At 43.9% G+C, this 15,087-nt stretch carries 14 protein-coding genes; 5 read left to right on the top strand and 9 right to left on the bottom strand.

Annotated features, from left to right (window positions below):
* Positions 1–332 precede the first annotated feature (332 nt).
* Positions 333–1,631, top strand: a complete 1,299-nt coding sequence (locus ACOGW3_RS17380; protein ID WP_419904163.1) for an O-acetylhomoserine aminocarboxypropyltransferase/cysteine synthase family protein — start codon at positions 333–335, stop codon at positions 1,629–1,631.
* 81 nt (positions 1,632–1,712) lie between these two features.
* On the opposite strand, the gene ACOGW3_RS17375 is transcribed toward ACOGW3_RS17380, so the two are convergent.
* Entirely contained in the window at positions 1,713–3,653 is a 1,941-nt protein-coding gene (locus ACOGW3_RS17375) for a bifunctional 2',3'-cyclic-nucleotide 2'-phosphodiesterase/3'-nucleotidase (RefSeq protein WP_419904162.1), read from the bottom strand.
* 927 nt (positions 3,654–4,580) lie between these two features.
* On the opposite strand from ACOGW3_RS17375, the gene hemB reads away from it, so the two are divergent.
* The gene (gene hemB / locus ACOGW3_RS17370; RefSeq protein ID WP_419904161.1) at positions 4,581–5,576 is read left to right on the top strand and encodes a porphobilinogen synthase; all 996 of its coding nucleotides are present in this window, start codon (positions 4,581–4,583) and stop codon (positions 5,574–5,576) included.
* Positions 5,577–5,757: 181 nt separating this feature from the next.
* Here the strand turns inward: hemB and ACOGW3_RS17365 are convergent, their stop codons facing one another.
* The 4 genes from ACOGW3_RS17365 to ACOGW3_RS17350 all read right to left on the bottom strand — a co-directional run bounded on the left by ACOGW3_RS17365 (position 5,758) and on the right by ACOGW3_RS17350 (position 8,764).
* A complete protein-coding gene (locus ACOGW3_RS17365; RefSeq protein WP_419904160.1) occupies positions 5,758–5,943 on the bottom strand; it encodes a DUF805 domain-containing protein in 186 nt (61 codons plus the stop codon).
* A 64-nt stretch (positions 5,944–6,007) separates the two neighbouring features.
* Entirely contained in the window at positions 6,008–6,820 is an 813-nt protein-coding gene (gene istB / locus ACOGW3_RS17360; RefSeq protein ID WP_419901088.1) for an IS21-like element helper ATPase IstB, read from the bottom strand.
* Positions 6,817–8,325 carry an IS21 family transposase gene (istA, locus tag ACOGW3_RS17355; protein ID WP_419901087.1) on the bottom strand — a complete coding sequence of 503 codons (1,509 nt, stop codon included), beginning with the start codon at positions 8,323–8,325 and terminating at the stop codon, positions 6,817–6,819. The genes istB and istA overlap by 4 nt, the downstream gene beginning before the upstream one ends.
* A gap of 97 nt (positions 8,326–8,422) precedes the next feature.
* Positions 8,423–8,764 (bottom strand): hypothetical protein, encoded by a 342-nt coding sequence (locus ACOGW3_RS17350; protein ID WP_419904159.1) that lies wholly within the window; start codon positions 8,762–8,764, stop codon positions 8,423–8,425.
* Between the two features lie 246 nt (positions 8,765–9,010).
* Here ACOGW3_RS17350 and ACOGW3_RS17345 point away from each other — a divergent pair, with 246 nt between their 5' ends.
* Positions 9,011–9,610 carry a TetR/AcrR family transcriptional regulator gene (locus ACOGW3_RS17345; protein WP_419904158.1) on the top strand — a complete coding sequence of 200 codons (600 nt, stop codon included), beginning with the start codon at positions 9,011–9,013 and terminating at the stop codon, positions 9,608–9,610.
* A complete protein-coding gene (locus ACOGW3_RS17340; protein ID WP_419904157.1) occupies positions 9,607–9,939 on the top strand; it encodes a TfoX/Sxy family protein in 333 nt (110 codons plus the stop codon). The genes ACOGW3_RS17345 and ACOGW3_RS17340 overlap by 4 nt, the downstream gene beginning before the upstream one ends.
* Before the next feature lie 14 nt (positions 9,940–9,953).
* Here the strand turns inward: ACOGW3_RS17340 and ACOGW3_RS17335 are convergent, their stop codons facing one another.
* The 3 genes from ACOGW3_RS17335 to ACOGW3_RS17325 form a co-directional block, all read right to left on the bottom strand.
* Positions 9,954–11,432: a malonyl-CoA decarboxylase gene (locus ACOGW3_RS17335; RefSeq protein ID WP_419904156.1), complete on the bottom strand. Its 1,479-nt coding sequence runs from the start codon at positions 11,430–11,432 to the stop codon at positions 9,954–9,956.
* Positions 11,433–11,594: 162 nt separating this feature from the next.
* The gene (locus tag ACOGW3_RS17330; RefSeq protein ID WP_419904155.1) at positions 11,595–12,203 is read right to left on the bottom strand and encodes an HD domain-containing protein; all 609 of its coding nucleotides are present in this window, start codon (positions 12,201–12,203) and stop codon (positions 11,595–11,597) included.
* A gap of 2 nt (positions 12,204–12,205) precedes the next feature.
* Positions 12,206–13,099 (bottom strand): phytanoyl-CoA dioxygenase family protein, encoded by an 894-nt coding sequence (locus ACOGW3_RS17325; RefSeq protein ID WP_419904154.1) that lies wholly within the window; start codon positions 13,097–13,099, stop codon positions 12,206–12,208.
* Between the two features lie 105 nt (positions 13,100–13,204).
* Here ACOGW3_RS17325 and ACOGW3_RS17320 point away from each other — a divergent pair, with 105 nt between their 5' ends.
* Entirely contained in the window at positions 13,205–14,110 is a 906-nt protein-coding gene (locus tag ACOGW3_RS17320; RefSeq protein WP_419904153.1) for a LysR family transcriptional regulator, read from the top strand.
* A gap of 20 nt (positions 14,111–14,130) precedes the next feature.
* On the opposite strand, the gene ACOGW3_RS17315 is transcribed toward ACOGW3_RS17320, so the two are convergent.
* On the bottom strand, positions 14,131–15,066 hold the full coding sequence (locus tag ACOGW3_RS17315; RefSeq protein ID WP_419904152.1) for a cation diffusion facilitator family transporter: 936 nt from the start codon (positions 15,064–15,066) through the stop codon (positions 14,131–14,133).
* Between the last annotated feature and the right edge of the window lie 21 nt (positions 15,067–15,087).

The following is a 15,087-nucleotide window of genomic DNA, read 5'->3' as shown; positions in this document are numbered from 1 at the left end:
TTTATGCAATAGGCGTTAACGCCGAATTAACTTAGAATCTAGTTATTCAAAATAAAATCATGAAACACGATTGAAATTGTAGGTTTTTTTAGGTTTCTTATATATGAGTCAGTATTAATTTACTTGCTCTGATTGTATCCCCCTCCTAAAGTGAATTCATTCAGCGCTGATTTGAATCTCAAATTGCGGGCGCTTAAAAAATGCAGCTAAATAGAGGGAAAATCGCCCAGCTATGCTGCGGCGTTTTTTTTATGCCCGCGTAAATCAGCAAGAAAAGAGAATAATTCATACAATTTCCCAAAATGGGAACCACACATAAACGGGTGAAGCACATGACAATTGAGACAAAAAATCCGGAAACTCTCGTCTTGCACGCAGGTTATCGAAACGACCCTGAAACAGGTGCTGTCGCTGTTCCGATCTACCAAACGACATCCTATCAATTTGATAGTGCCGAACATGCTGCAAACCTCTTTGCGCTTAAAGAGTTTGGGAACATCTATACCCGTATCATGAATCCTACGACGGCGGTATTGGAAGAGCGTATCACGGCTCTTGAAGGCGCTGCCGCATCGCTCGCAGTAAGTTCGGGACAGGCAGCCAGTACACTAGCTATTCAAAACGTCGCCAAAGCAGGTGATAACATCGTTAGTACAACCGAGCTCTATGGTGGAACCTACAACCTTTTTGCCAATACTCTTCCTAATATGGGGATCGAAGTTCGTTTTGTAGATCCATCAGATCCGGAAAATTTCCGGCGTGCTGCGGATGAAAATACCAAGGCCTTTTACGCAGAAACACTTCCAAACCCAAGCCTGCGTGTTTTCCCGATCAAAGAAGTTGCAGATATTGCAAATGAAGTAGGTGTCCCTTTGATTATGGATAACACTGCTGCGCCGATCCTGTGTCGTCCTATCGAACACGGTGCCCATGTGGTGGTTTATTCTACCACCAAGTATATTGGTGGGCACGGCACATCCATTGGTGGGATGATTGTTGATGGCGGTAACTTTGACTGGGAAGCAAATGCTGATCGGTTCCCCCTCCTCACTCAGCCGGACCCAAGTTATCACGGGGCAGTTTGGACGGAGGCAGTTAAGCCCCTTGGACCTATTGCCTATATCATCCGTGCAAGGGTTGTTCTTCTGCGTGATCTTGGCTGTGCAATGTCACCAATGAATGCCTTCCAGTTTATCCAGGGCATGGAAACACTTCCGCTCAGAATGAGAGAGCATTGCCGTAATGCAACTGCCGCGGCTGATTTCCTGGCAAAGCACCCATCCGTTGAGCGTGTAATACATCCAAGTCAAATGCAAGGAACTGAGCGCGATCTGGCAGATAAGTATCTATCTGGTGGCCATGGTGCTTTGCTTGGATTTGAGCTCAAAGGCGGAAAAGAAGCAGGTCGTAAGTTTATCGACAGCCTGAAGATGTTCTTCCATGTTGCCAATATTGGTGATGCCCGCAGCTTGGCCATTCATCCTGCAACGACAACACATTCACAGCTAAGTGCTGAAGAACAAATCCTTACAGGTATTTCAGAAAGCTATGTCAGGCTTTCAATTGGTATTGAACACATTGACGATATCATTGCCGACCTATCCCAGGCACTGGAAGCTTCAAACAACTAGAGTTTAAAGCCTAATAAAAAAAGGGATCAGAATGTTACGACTTCTGATCCCTTTTTGATTTGATTATATGAAGTAACAGAATTACTTAAAAGTAACCTGATACTTGCCAAAACCGTCTTTACCTTCACCTAAATAACTGATGGCATCTTTGCTTTCCAGAATATCTTTGGCTGCGGGCGTTGTCTCAAAAGTAACTTTTACATCTCCCTCAATCGGAGCAAAATGCCAATTGCTGTCGGCGCTTGGGTCAATTTTTTTCTGATCAAAAATGTAATTAGCCAAAACGGTTCTGTTTTCATCCGGAGCTTGGATTATCACCGTCGACCCATCAAGGCCCGGGAAGTTTCCGCCACCATGGGCCCGGTAATTATTGGTCGCAACAATAAACTTGGCAGACATATCAAGGGGTTTTCCCTGGTATGTCATCTGATTTATCCGATGGCTGTTCGGGTTTACGATATCACCTTGTTTGTTGTAACGGGCGGGTTGGGTTAGATCGACGCTGTATTCTACCCCATCAATGACATCAAAATTATAAGAAGGGAAATCAATGTTAAGCAGCGGCTGTTCTTCAGATTTCTTACCATCGATCTGATTAAACGCCCCAGCGGACATCTCTAGCCACTCACGTACCTGAGCTCCATCCAGTAGTACTGCACGAAGAGTATTAGGATATATGTAGAGGTCCGCAACATTTTTTAGAGCAATCTCTCCCGCTGGTATATTGGTGTAATAGTCAGCACCTCCACGACCACCAGCCTTGAAGGGCGCACCTGCTGATAGGACTGGTATTCCGTCGTATTCGGTCCCTTTAATCAATTTTTCAACATACCATTTTTGAGAATTGGTAACGATCTGGATAGATGGGTCGTCCTGTACCAAGGCAAAAAATGAATTGATCGGTGCACCAGTTTGCCCGACGGCTTTGCGCATAAAGCTAATGGTTTCAGCGTGTTCAGTCTCGACGGCTTCAACAATTTGTTGGTCAGCTTCTACAAGGGGAAGCTTCTTTCGCCCATCTCGCTTGTAAATCCCTCGAGTTGAGCCGGAACCCTCGAGAACCGCCCATTTTCCGTTGGCATCCACGTCCAGTTTTAGATCGACCAAACCCAAGTGGCTTCCCCAAAAACCCGGCATTGTTGAGGCAATACCATTTATTGTTCCCTTGGCAATATCTACTCCATCTAGCTCTGCATAGGCGTCAGAGGGGAATACCTTGTGTGCATGACCAAACAGAATTGCATCCAATCCTTCAACTTTCGACAGATAATAAGTGGCATTTTCATCCCGTCCCTTGGCTGTTTCTACGCTCAAACCTGAATGAGGAACGGCAATAACAACATCTGCCCCCTTCTCTCTCATTTCCGGAACATAGCGTTTCGCGGTTTCGACAATATCGTGGGTGATAACTTTACCCTTGAGGTTAGCTTCGTCCCATTGGATGATTTGTGGTGGTAGAAAACCGATAACACCAATTTTTATGGAGTGGCTTTTACCATTCGAATCAATAACTGTTCGATCCAAGATAATATAGGGATCGTACAGTGGCTTGTCGTTTTCAGAAATGTTGTCGCCATCATCAATAAAAACATTTGATGAAACATAGGGAAAGTTTGCGTCATTTAAACTTTCATTCAAAAAATCCAGTCCGTAGTTGAACTCGTGATTTCCCAAGTTACCAGCATCATATTGTAATAAATTCATGGCTTTAAAGACGGGGTGTACTTCCCCCTTTTTTAATCCCCGCTCTTTGGCCATATAATCGCCAAGGGGGTTACCCTGGATCAGGTCCCCGTTATCAATAAGTATAGAGTTGGCCACCTCTTTACGGGCTTGTTTTATCAGTGTCGCAGTCCGGGCCAAGCCAACGGCAACGGATGGTTTGTCCTTGTAATAATCATAGTCGACAACGTTCACATGAATATCTGTTGTTTCCATAATACGGAGTTGGACTTCTGTTGCAGATGCTGTGCTCAATCCGAGCGCCAAAATACCAGCACTTGCGTGTAAATAATTTTTCATAATGCCACCTGTGTGTGTATGCGAGACTGGACAGTCTACTCATGAGATTGCTCAACAGCCAAGGATATATCTATGACAGATTATTTAAATGAAAATGACAACCTGACAGGTTTATAGTTATAATATACTGAAATTATTGATTATTTTTAACGTCTATAAAGAGTACAAAGCGATATAGAATAACCTGTAGTAATAGTGAACGCCCAAGTAACCCTTGCCCGTTTTGCGAAAGGGTAGATTGATCCGTCATCAATATTAGATTTCCCAATTCATTAAAGCCTGGTCCCTCTTTAATGACAATTTGTAGAGGTAGGTCATTGAAAATAATTAGGTAATAAGAATAGTATGCCTGTGGGGAGAGCCAAATGAATAAGTAAATCAGAACAAAACTAGCTATGAGATCTAAAAGTGGGATCGAAATTTTAGGGCTCGGAATTACTTTGCTAAAAGTACATGAGTAACTTGAATTATATAAGAAATGGGACTTGCAGGTTCCCAAGATCAAGAGTGTACCGGAAAGTACTATAGTCAACCCAATGAGCCCAAAACGTTCTGTTGCTCCCAGTGTGTAAAAGCTATCTCCTTCATATCCCTGAATAAGGTAGATCCATAGGTCAGGTGATAAAAGAAAAGCGACAAATATAGAGACCAAAGCTATAAACCAAGGGCTATTGCGGTATTTAATCAAAAGCTTTTCCTGTGTTTTGTATAGTGATGGCAAGGTTTAAAAATTGACGTTCTGATTTCCCGGATCTATTTAGAATATATAGCAATTCGTCGCTAGATAATTATTATTTGTTGAAATCCCCAATACCATTGACAGTTCTTTGCGACGATCTGCCCTACATTATGGTGCTTCCATCGTCTTGCAATTATTGAAAGTTCGGTAGATTGTAGCAAAAAACGAATCTCATCAGGAGCAGATCATTGAGCAGTAACTTTAGGCAGGATCTCGCTGTCCGCCCTCGCCGTATTCGCACGGATGCCTGGACACGTCGCTTGGTTGCAGAAAACCGCCTGTCAGTTGATGATTTAATCTGGCCTATTTTTCTGCAGGAGGATAATGGGACGACAGAAGTACCATCAATGCCTGGCGTAAAAAGATATGGACCAGATTGCCTGATTGAAGCTATTGGAAGCGCAGTTGAACTCGACATTCCTGCGATTGCCTTGTTCCCTTACAATAATCCTGAAACAAAAACTGAGGATTGTCGCGAGGCTTATAATCCAGACAACTTGATTTGCTCCGCGGCAAGATCTATTCGAAAGCACTATAAAGACATTGCCCTTATTGGGGACGTTGCTCTGGATCCCTATAATTCCCTTGGCCACGATGGCATCGTCAAAGATGGAGTTATCCTGAACGATCAGTCTGTCGAGTTACTTTGTAAACAAGCTCTGGTTCAGGTAGAGGCCGGGTGCGATTACGTTGGTCCCTCAGACATGATGGACGGTAGAATTGGTGCAATTCGTGATACTCTGGATGATGCAGGGCATACTTATGCTAAAATCATGTCCTACAGCGCTAAGTATGCCAGTGCTTTTTACGGCCCCTTTAGAGATGCCGTCGGTGCTACAGGTGCCCTTAAGGGTGATAAAAAAACCTACCAGATGGATCCTGGTAACAGCGAAGAAGCGCTTCGAATGGTCGAAAATGATCTGCAACAAGGGGCCGACATGGTTATGGTCAAGCCTGGGATCGCTTATTTAGATATAATCCATCGTATTAAAAGCACATTTGGTGTGCCGACAATGGCTTATCAGGTGAGCGGTGAATATGCGATGATCAAAGCCGCTTCAGCTAATGGGTGGCTGGACCACGATAAGGTGATGATGGAAAGTCTTATGGCATTTAAACGTGCTGGAACAGATGCTGTTCTCAGTTATTTTGCCTTGGAAGCAGCTCGATTATTAAAGTCGTAAATTTTCTTTAGTTTAAAAAAATACCAAGGGCATAGATGATTCTATGCCCTTTCTTGTTTAACGTGATACTGCAGCCCAAATAATACGACAAATATATCAAGAAAAAGTCCGGTAAGAATTCCAGGGTTTTTTGTACTGAATCGTTATTAAAATAAACTCTGAGTAAGAAATATTTATAAACTTAGGCGAACAATTCAGAATAATCCGTTGCTTCTTTTCGTCCGGGTACAAAGAGTAACAAGAGGCTAAATATTCCTCCGACAAATGGTACGAACATCCAAAGAACTGACCAACGCGACCATCCAATATGATTGATTCTATGGACCATCCAGCATGTTTGAAAACAAGCTGTGATGTAGAGCGTCAACCACTTTGTCCGGTTGCGTCAACCACCTTGGCCGCTTTTGATGCGGCTGTGATCTGACGTTTATTTACGATGCTTCAGGCATATTTTTCACCTTTTTGTTTGTGGTTTTCCGCAACATTTTTTTGAGATTTTGGGCGGCTTCCCATTGTCTGTAGCTGTCGATATTCATCTCAAGAATGGTTGAGTGGTGAACAAGACGATCGATTGCTGCAACGGTCATGGCCTTATCTTGAAAAATATTGTCCCATCCGCTAAAAGGTTGATTGGCAGCAATTGCAATACTTCGGTACTCATATCGTCTGGCGATCAATTCAAAGAGCACGGATGTTTCAGATATATCCCTTTGTGCATAGGTAATATCATCGAGAATGATGAGATCAAATTTATCGAGTTTTGCGAGGGCGTTTTCGAGCATAAGTTCACGTCTGGCAGCCTGGAGTTTTTGCACCAGATCACTGGTTTGCGTATAGAGCACACGGTATCCAGCCTCTATAAGAGCATAACCTACGGCGCATAGGAGATGAGTTTTTCCTCCCCCTGAATTTCCAATGGCAATCAGATTTGCTCTTGCGTCAATCCAGTCACCGGCAGACAAGGCTTCGACCTGCGCCTTTTTCACGTTAGGCAGCCGCTTGAAGTTAAAAGTGGCCAGAGTTTTTCCGCCCAGCAGGTTTGATGCGTTGAGATGGCGTTGAATGCGTCGCGTGTCCCTTTCGGCCAATTCATATTCGGCCAAAACGGCAAGGAACCTGGCTGCTGACCAGCCCTCCTTGTCGGATTGGATTGCGATATCTTGCCAGTGTTTGTGAAAGCTGGGTAATCGTAAGTCAGTTAGCATAAGAGGCAGCTTGTGCTGATCCACTTCAATGTTTGTCATGCCCGATCCTCCAACAGAGTATCAAAGACTGATAATGAAGGTTGAACCACGGGAATATCAGGAGGTAAATCCGTGTTCTTTTTTGTGATATTCAGCTTAAGTTTTTTTGCGCAAGGTAGCCTTCCTGCATTGATTTCTCTCGAAATCAGGTGCGCGACTTCGGCCTCACAAGCCTCTTCGTGCGCAAGGAAAAGTATCCCAACCATCTGACGACACGCATCTCTGCGGGACAACTTTTTCTGAAACAATGTCCAGGCCAGGGAGTACTCGGTTCTTGGAAAAATACTGTCACGATAAATAGAATTGGCGAGTGCCTGAGGTTTACGTTTGAGAGCATGAATGACGTGATGATAATTGATAACATGAATGCGGGGGCCTTTGCCGTGCCCCCGCTCACGAGAATGGCTGACGACATGAGTGCTGCCTAGATAGGCTTCTATCCGGTTATCGTAAATATGGACACGCAAGCGTTGACCAATTAGGCGAGAAGGGGCGCTATAAAAAACCTGCTTAACTAAAAAACCACTTGTTTTGGTAACTCTCGACACGACTTCAGTGTAATCTGTTGTTCGCCGAGGAGGTAACGCCTTGAGAGATTTCAACTCTGTTTGGATATCTTGGTCACGATGTTTGTTCCGTCTAGCAATCAGCTCGTCCAAAAATCGCCGATACTCATCCAAAGTGTCAAAGTCATTACTGCCACGCAAAATCAGGGCCTGCTTTATCGCAGTCTTAAGGTGACCGTGGTGAGATTCAATGGCACCGTTCTCGTGTGATTCCCCTCTGTTATTTCGACTGGCCTCCATACCGTAGTGCTCAACAAAAGCAGAATAACGTTTGGTAATGTCCTCCTTTTCCTCAACGCTCAAATTCCGAAAGGCCGCAGACAGGCTGTCGGTCCGGTGGTTTTCAGGAGCGCCCCCCAAGGACCAAAGCGCATTTTGTAAGTTCTCCGCAAGGGCTGTAAAACTCTCACCGCCAAGTACGACCCCAACATGTTCCCATCGGCTATATACCAGAACAAAATGATAGAGCCGATGCACCAAAGGATCTCCTGCAATGGTAATACTTAAGTCGGCTGCATCCGTGAAATCTGATTGGCCCATGTAACCCGGCTCAGGTGTTTGCCTGAAAATGATATCCTTTTCAGGGCCATTCAGAGCCCGCCATCCCCGAACTCGGCGCTCTAACGTGCGCTTGACACGGTCATCGGGAAAACGGAGCGGATAGAGGCTCTGTATGTGGCGCAACAAAGTAATGGGTTTGACCGAGTTGTCTTTATCCAAAATGGGAAGGATGTCCTTATCCCAGATATCTTCAAGCGGATCAGAAACTGTTCGCCCTCGCTTTATATTGCGTTGTGACGGTAAAGTCGCATCAACGTCAAATCGGCGGGCCGTGCGTTCGCTAAACCCTGCGCGGGCAGCGGCGGTTCGTTGACCATGAGTTTTTCTATCTGTCATGTAAAGTCTCAGTTGTTCATCTGTGATAAATTTATACGGCAAACAGGTTCCTCCAATTACATCTAGAGGTTCCTAATTTATCAACTCACAGCAGCTTGTAACTAACACCAAATTAAGCCTTGGCCGGTGGATCTGATTATCAAACGGGCACGCCCTTTTTAATGATCAGATCCACCGGCCAAGGTGGTTGTCGCAACCGGCCAAGGTTATTGTCGCTGAACACTGTGAAGACTAAAACGAATAAAATAACCCAGCTTCCTCCTAAGAATGCATTATTTTCGGGCGCCTTTAGAATGTTAAAGAAATCCTCGTTGGAGGCATACTGTTCAGCGTTAATAAATACCAGGGCAAGGCATATGAATCCCAGAAGGGTAGATCGGAAAAAGTAGGCCAATCGGCCAATTGTTTTTTCGTCACTAGTTACATAGATAACAGTTGGCAAAAGAAAAATGATTAAAGTTATTGTAAGCAATCCGATCATATCATCCCCCTAATTTTGATCGTGGCTTCTGTGTGGAAACTACCAATGAGGTATTAATTATGGGTGAAGTATACTTAAAATTGTATATGAATTAATAAGCAAAATATCTCATCAATTTTATTCATCTCTCTTACTGTAATTTAGTAACATATTGAGAAATATATAAATAAATACCGTTATTGACATGCAGTTTATTTTAGAACTATCATTTTAAAACAATTAATATAAAAATTTAAGCGATTATTTATGGGTAGAAACCTTAGTTTTGATGAAAAAGAAATCTTATCGGCGATAACGAATACTTTTCGCCAAAATGGATACGAAGCCACGTCGATTAAAGACCTGGAAAAGGCAACAGGACTGACATCTGGAAGTCTTTATAACTCTTTTGGTGGAAAGGAGGCCCTCTTTGATGCGGCCCTGAGCCACTACAATGACTTTGTTGTTAGACACCGTATTAGTCTTTATCTGGATAAAACTGAAGACCCCTTACAGGGTTTGAAGGATCTGTTCCATTCTCTTTTAAAAGAACCGGACGGGGAGTGTAACGGATGCTTGCTAACAAATACGGCTGTAGAATTTAATAATCGGTTACGCCACATTACTCAAGATTTGGATACAGGGTTTTCTTTGTTGGAAGCTGGTTTCAAAAGACAAATTGAAAAATGTAGTACGACTGGACAAATTCCAAAGCATTCTTCCCCGCACCAAGCTTCCATTCGGTTGTTACTTCTCTATCAAGGTATATTGGTCTTTGTCCGGGCGGGGCTTCGATTGCAAGAAGTAGAGCAAACTCTCGATCAAGAAATTGATACCATTATCAGAGGAGATTTTGCGCAAAAATGAGCTCCAAAAGCGAATATTCAGAATATATACTTGATGTGCTTTCTCCCTTGGGAGAAGTCAGCTTGGGACGATTTTTTGGCGGTACTTCTCTAAAATGTAACGGTAAACAGTTTTGTATGATTATGAAGAGCAGTCTTTATTTTCGTGTGAACGACATAAACCTAAATGCCTACCTTGAATACAAAGCCGATCCGTTTAGTTACCTCACCAAGAACGGATGGGTTTACGTTAGGAGCTATTATGAAGTTCCAGCAGAGGTAATTGACGATGAAGCCATGTTGTTATCCTGGGCTGAATTAGCCTTAGATGCCGCTCGGGATAAAAAATAGATTCATTTTATCGTCTATGCATCTGTATTTCCACTAAAGGTCCGGCGTAATTTTTGAAGGGTGCTTTCTTTTCCAAGCGCCCCGCCCAACTGTTTAAGATACGACTTGACCTGAGAGCTCATTGCCACCCTTCCGTCGTTAATGAAGCGTTCGTGGTTTTTCTCTATTTCACTGAGATCATAACGATAATTGACCATGATCCCTCCTGCTTGACTTATGCCCTTATCTGAACGATCCCCTAACCAATTAATTTGATTAAGTTGGGCGCCATTTTTCAAATGAAAACGTGCGACTGGATCTAAAGCACGACCTTTGGAATCTTTTTCTAAGAAATAGGCGACGCAAAGCCGGGATAGTGGACCGCGCAGTAGTTCGGAAAGCTCTTTGTTTTCGAACCATTCCAAATCCTGAAAGCAAAGAAAAATTGCAGTTTTAGCATCCTCTGCGCCCGTTTTATATTTTAGTTGCTGCATTTCTTCTTTAGTAACGCCATCTTGGAATAAATTGCTTTCCAAATCAGCTAACCAGGATCTAAATCCGGGTACGGGAGACAAAGTGGCAAAACTTGTTATCCAGGGCATTTCATGAGAAAGGTGCTGAACAACTTGTTTAATTAAGTGTTCGCCAAAACTAATACCCCTCAGCCCTTTTTGAGTGTTGGTAATTGAATAAAAAATAGCTGTATCTGCGTCCCGGGGATCCCCTAACGGAGCGTCTTCATCCAATATTTTCTGAACATTGCTAGCTAATCCTTTAACCAAGGCAACTTCAACAAATGCAAGAGGCTCATCTGGCATTCTGGGGTGAAAGAGTGCGTAACAGCGCCGATCAGAATCAAGGCGGTTCCTCAGATCTCCCCATGAGGTGATTTGGTGAACAGCCTCATAGGTGATCAATTTTTCCAGCAAGGCGGCCGATGTGTTCCAGGTCATTTCGACAAAATCAAGAAAGCCTGTATCGAACCAAGAGTTCAGTAACTGTTGTAAATCTCGATCAAGAGCTTCCAGGTAAGGATCCTTGTCCTTGAACTTTAAAAGATCTGTTCGAAGATCCACTAAAAACTTAACACCATTTGGTAAGGCATTGAATTGAGTGAGGAGTTTTAGTCTTTCAGGAGAGGAGGATTGACGTAGATGGTAAGCGGCGATAACACGTTCGGCGTCATTTTTTGCAGACAAGTATTCATCTGCTGCCTGACGGATACTGTCTTCATTGGCGCAGAAATCTTCAGCTAAAAGTTTCAGGAAGCTTTTTTTACCGCCAATATCCAGTTCAAGATATGTGCGCCCCAATTCAGCTGTTCGCATTCGGGCAGAGACATCCCCTCCTCGACCACTCAAACAGTCACTCATCATGTGTTTTAAGTTTTTAGGGCTTACAGACGTATCTGAACGATTGAGACCAAGGCTTCGCGCCGCACTCTGAGCAATATCCCGCCAAGCGCTTGAAATTTGAGACAAAGCACTTTCTTCCGGCGGGGTTGTATCCGTCATAATTCACCTCCAATGGCTGATATCCATTAAATACCTTTGATACCAGCCATTATTATTCAAGCGAATTGTTTAAAATATATCAAGACTTACGCAATTTCGTCACAATAGTTTCACATCTGTTACGACAGTATCGGCTTCATCTTAACCCTGATATTTAATTCACTATGATGGAGTCAACTCTGGAAGTCCTATTGTGACGTTCTCTTTTATAACCTCTGGGTCGTAAGCTTTTCGAGAAAAGACCTCTTTTACCATGGGTGTAAAGAACTCCAGAGTTTCTGTGGGGTAATCCGGATCAAATGAACTTTGATCCCAACGTTCACAAAAATCAGCGCATGCCTGAAAGCTTGGGTGATCCTTAAATTCTTCCCGGGCATTCTTGTCCCAACCATAATGGTGTCCGTAAAAGAACATTTGGAAAATGCCGTGATGTTCGACAACCCAGGATACTTCTTCTCGTACAAATGGTCGGATTACTTCAGCTGAAAACCGGTCATGATTTTGGGGTGCTAAACCATCTCCGACATCATGGAGTAGAGCGCCAACAACCCAATCAATGTCTGCGCCTTCTCTGTAAGCACGCGTTGCTGATTGCAAACCATGTTCAAGGCGTGTGATTTTATAACCCGTAAGCGAATCTTCACCTTGGCTTTTTAATTCAGAGAGTACTCTGTCAGCCGTTAGGGCGAGGTATGGTTTTTCCATTTCTGCTAGGAAGTCATATTCTTCCTTGGTGCCGTCTATCATTTGGGTAAAGTTGATCGTTTTCATAATTAAACACTCGCCATTTCATTCGCGATTTCATTGGTAGGGTCATAGAGGTTAACCGTTTGCTCTGCGCCTTCTGTCAAGGCTGCTGATTGAGCGACCAGTATTTCGTTATAGAGTTTCATTTCTTCGACCCCAAACAGGTTCGACGGGGCAGATATGTTAATCCAGTTCTGAGCACGGTCAGCGCCGCGTACAAGCATGGCATAGTCCCGTTCCCCGATAACCTGTTGTACTTTGGGTGTCACAAACCGTATGGCCATGCCTATGCGTCGGTCGCTACTGTTGTTCGGGCCAGATGCGTGGAACAACCGTCCGTGATGGAGGGACATTTGTCCTGGTTTTAACTCATTATAGACCGCTTCTTCTTCGTTCACATCAACGGCGACTTCCTGACCTCTGGAGAGTAAGTTGTCTTCACCAAATGTATCACTATGCGGAACCAGGTTTTGTTTGTGTGATCCTGGAATAAATTTCATGCATCCGGCTTGTTTGGAAACATCAGAAAAGGCGATCCAGGCCGTAACTTCATCATCCGTTTCACCAAGCCCCCAATAAGTTAGGTCCTGATGCCAGCTGACCACTTTTTCAGTCTCAGCTTCTTTAATGAATAGCTCGCATGACCAGACCATAAGGTCTGGACCCAAAATATCTTCGACAGCATCAAGAAGTTCAGGCGTTTTTGCAATTTCAGCCAAAAGCGGAATAACGACTTGCCCATTAATACGAAAATATTGATTTAAGTCGTGGCCTCCAAAACCCTGCTCATGAGTTTTTTCAAGATTTTCTATGCTATCTCTGACATGTTGAGCTTTTTCAGCGTTAAAGAGATCTAGGGGCATCAAATATCCATATTTTTGGTATTGATTAACCTGATCAACTGTTAGCGATTTTGTCATAGCTAATTGCTCCACTTTTCGAATTGTTATCAATTTCATCAAAAAGCAGGAACAAAGATAGTAAATAATATTGCATTTCAGAGAAAGCTCAGATTATCCTAAAATATGGCTTTTAGACGTATTCCATCACTTAACTGGGTTCGCGTTTTTGAAACGGCGGCCCGAACAGAAAGTTTTGCCCAAGCGGCGAAGCTTTTGAACATGAGCGCGCCTGCTGTTAGTCAGCAGATCAAGTCACTGGAGGGGTATCTCGGCAGAGAATTATTTTCACGCGGCGCTCACCACGTTGTTCTTACTGATGAAGGCCGTGCTTTTTTACCCGCTGTGCAGCAATCGTTATCTTCTTTGGAAGCCACTGCCGCAGCCCTGTTTGGTCCTCGTGAATCAGAACATTTGACCGTACAAGTTCTCTTTTTGTTGTCCTGTAGTTGGTTACCGGAAAGACTTGCTGATTTCGAAAAAAAGCATCCACATATTCATCTGCAGGTGACTTGTGGCAACACTCCTAATGATTTTCAGAATGATATCCGTGGTTTTTTTCGGGGCCATAAACCCGACCTTCAAATTGGCTTCGGATCTGCGACTGATTTTCCTGAAAATGCAGAGCGTTTGTTTGGAGAAACCGTCATTCCTGTGGCACGGCCCGAAGTCGCAGAAATGATCCATCAACCTCAGGATTTGTTGCAACATCGCCTCATTGAAGTCTCTACTCACCAAAGCGGTTGGTTACAAGTCCTGGGTGCCAGTGTGGAGGGTGATTTGTCTGATGCGAACTACAGCTTCACAGATAATACGGTAACCGCTATGGCGATGGCAGCAACAGGGTACGGCATTGCGCTTGCCCGTTCGCCTGTCAGTGACACCCTGGTCGATACACACGGGCTTGTTCCTTGTATCGATGATCTAAAAGTAAAAGGGCTACAACATTTCTATCTGTTCAGCCCTCTTGCTCATCCCGCCAAATCAGCTGCAAGTGATTTTAGAACATGGTTACTTAAACAAATAACTTAATTCGTTTTCATCAATTAAAACTAGTTTCCGTTAGCCGCCCGGTTATGAGAACGCCAACTTTGTGCCTCGATAAATACTTTGCGGATATCCGGTTGTGCGGTACGGATTTGTTTTTCCATTTTTGAAATCGCACTTTCGATCTCTTGTGAGAGAATGCCATCTTTGAAATCCAAAGACAGGGTGATCAGAATATCCATAGGGCCATTTTGAAGTGACAGGATTTCATTAACCCGCAGAACTTCGGGGTGTTTTACAATGATGCGCCGGATAGTTTTTTCAACCTCGGGATCTGCTCCCTCTCCAATGAGAAGCCCTTTGGTTTCATAGGCGAGTACCCAGGCAATTGCAGCCAGCAAAATACCAATAAGAACAGAAGCAAGGCCATCTAGTTCGGGGATATCCAGTAAAATGCCAAGTCCTAGACCTGCAATCGCAATTAATAGACCCAGCATTGCTGCCGTATCTTCCAATAGAACCGCAAAAATTGACGGGTCTTTACTTGCCGCTACTGCAGCAAAATAAGCACGTCCTTTAACTTTTGTCTTAAACTCTTTAAAGGCGATATACCAAGCTGCGCCCTCAAATATCAGTGCTGCACCGAGTACTGCAAAGTTGATCATTGGGTTTTCAATCGGTTGGGGGTCCATGATTTTATGGATGCCTTCATAAATGGAAACCCCGGAGCCGATAGCGAAAATCAGTAAGGCAACAACAAAAGCCCAAAAATAGAGTTCCCGGCCGTACCCATAGGGATGGCGGGCATCAGCAGGTCTTGTTGACCTGTGTAGTCCATACAGCAACAGGCCCTGATTTCCCGTATCTACTGCGGAGTGAATAGCCTCACTAAACATTGCAGAGCTGCCTGTGTAGGCTGCCGCTACTGCTTTGGTGATTGCGATTAAACCGTTTCCTGCCAATGCAGCGAAGATTACTACTCTGGACGAATGCCCGGCCATATTTATTTCTCCAGTTGCAAC

The organism is Kiloniella sp., assembly GCF_965205715.1.
Classification (GTDB): Bacteria; Pseudomonadota; Alphaproteobacteria; order Kiloniellales; family Kiloniellaceae; genus Kiloniella.
The sequence above is the reverse complement of the archived record's forward strand: the minus strand, read 5'-3'. Positions and strand labels throughout refer to the sequence as shown.

What these genes read in the sequence shown, in the direction of transcription:
- ACOGW3_RS17380 (WP_419904163.1), top strand. Translation starts at nt 333, where the DNA reads ATGACAATTGAGACAAAAAATCCGGAAACTCTCGTCTTGCACGCAGGT.
- ACOGW3_RS17375 (WP_419904162.1), bottom strand. Translation starts at nt 3,653, where the DNA reads ATGAAAAATTATTTACACGCAAGTGCTGGTATTTTGGCGCTCGGATTG.
- istB (WP_419901088.1), bottom strand. Translation starts at nt 6,820, where the DNA reads ATGACAAACATTGAAGTGGATCAGCACAAGCTGCCTCTTATGCTAACT.
- ACOGW3_RS17350 (WP_419904159.1), bottom strand. Translation starts at nt 8,764, where the DNA reads ATGATCGGATTGCTTACAATAACTTTAATCATTTTTCTTTTGCCAACT.
- ACOGW3_RS17345 (WP_419904158.1), top strand. Translation starts at nt 9,011, where the DNA reads ATGGGTAGAAACCTTAGTTTTGATGAAAAAGAAATCTTATCGGCGATA.
- ACOGW3_RS17340 (WP_419904157.1), top strand. Translation starts at nt 9,607, where the DNA reads ATGAGCTCCAAAAGCGAATATTCAGAATATATACTTGATGTGCTTTCT.
- ACOGW3_RS17335 (WP_419904156.1), bottom strand. Translation starts at nt 11,432, where the DNA reads ATGACGGATACAACCCCGCCGGAAGAAAGTGCTTTGTCTCAAATTTCA.
- ACOGW3_RS17330 (WP_419904155.1), bottom strand. Translation starts at nt 12,203, where the DNA reads ATGAAAACGATCAACTTTACCCAAATGATAGACGGCACCAAGGAAGAA.
- ACOGW3_RS17325 (WP_419904154.1), bottom strand. Translation starts at nt 13,099, where the DNA reads ATGACAAAATCGCTAACAGTTGATCAGGTTAATCAATACCAAAAATAT.
- ACOGW3_RS17320 (WP_419904153.1), top strand. Translation starts at nt 13,205, where the DNA reads ATGGCTTTTAGACGTATTCCATCACTTAACTGGGTTCGCGTTTTTGAA.
- ACOGW3_RS17315 (WP_419904152.1), bottom strand. Translation starts at nt 15,066, where the DNA reads ATGGCCGGGCATTCGTCCAGAGTAGTAATCTTCGCTGCATTGGCAGGA.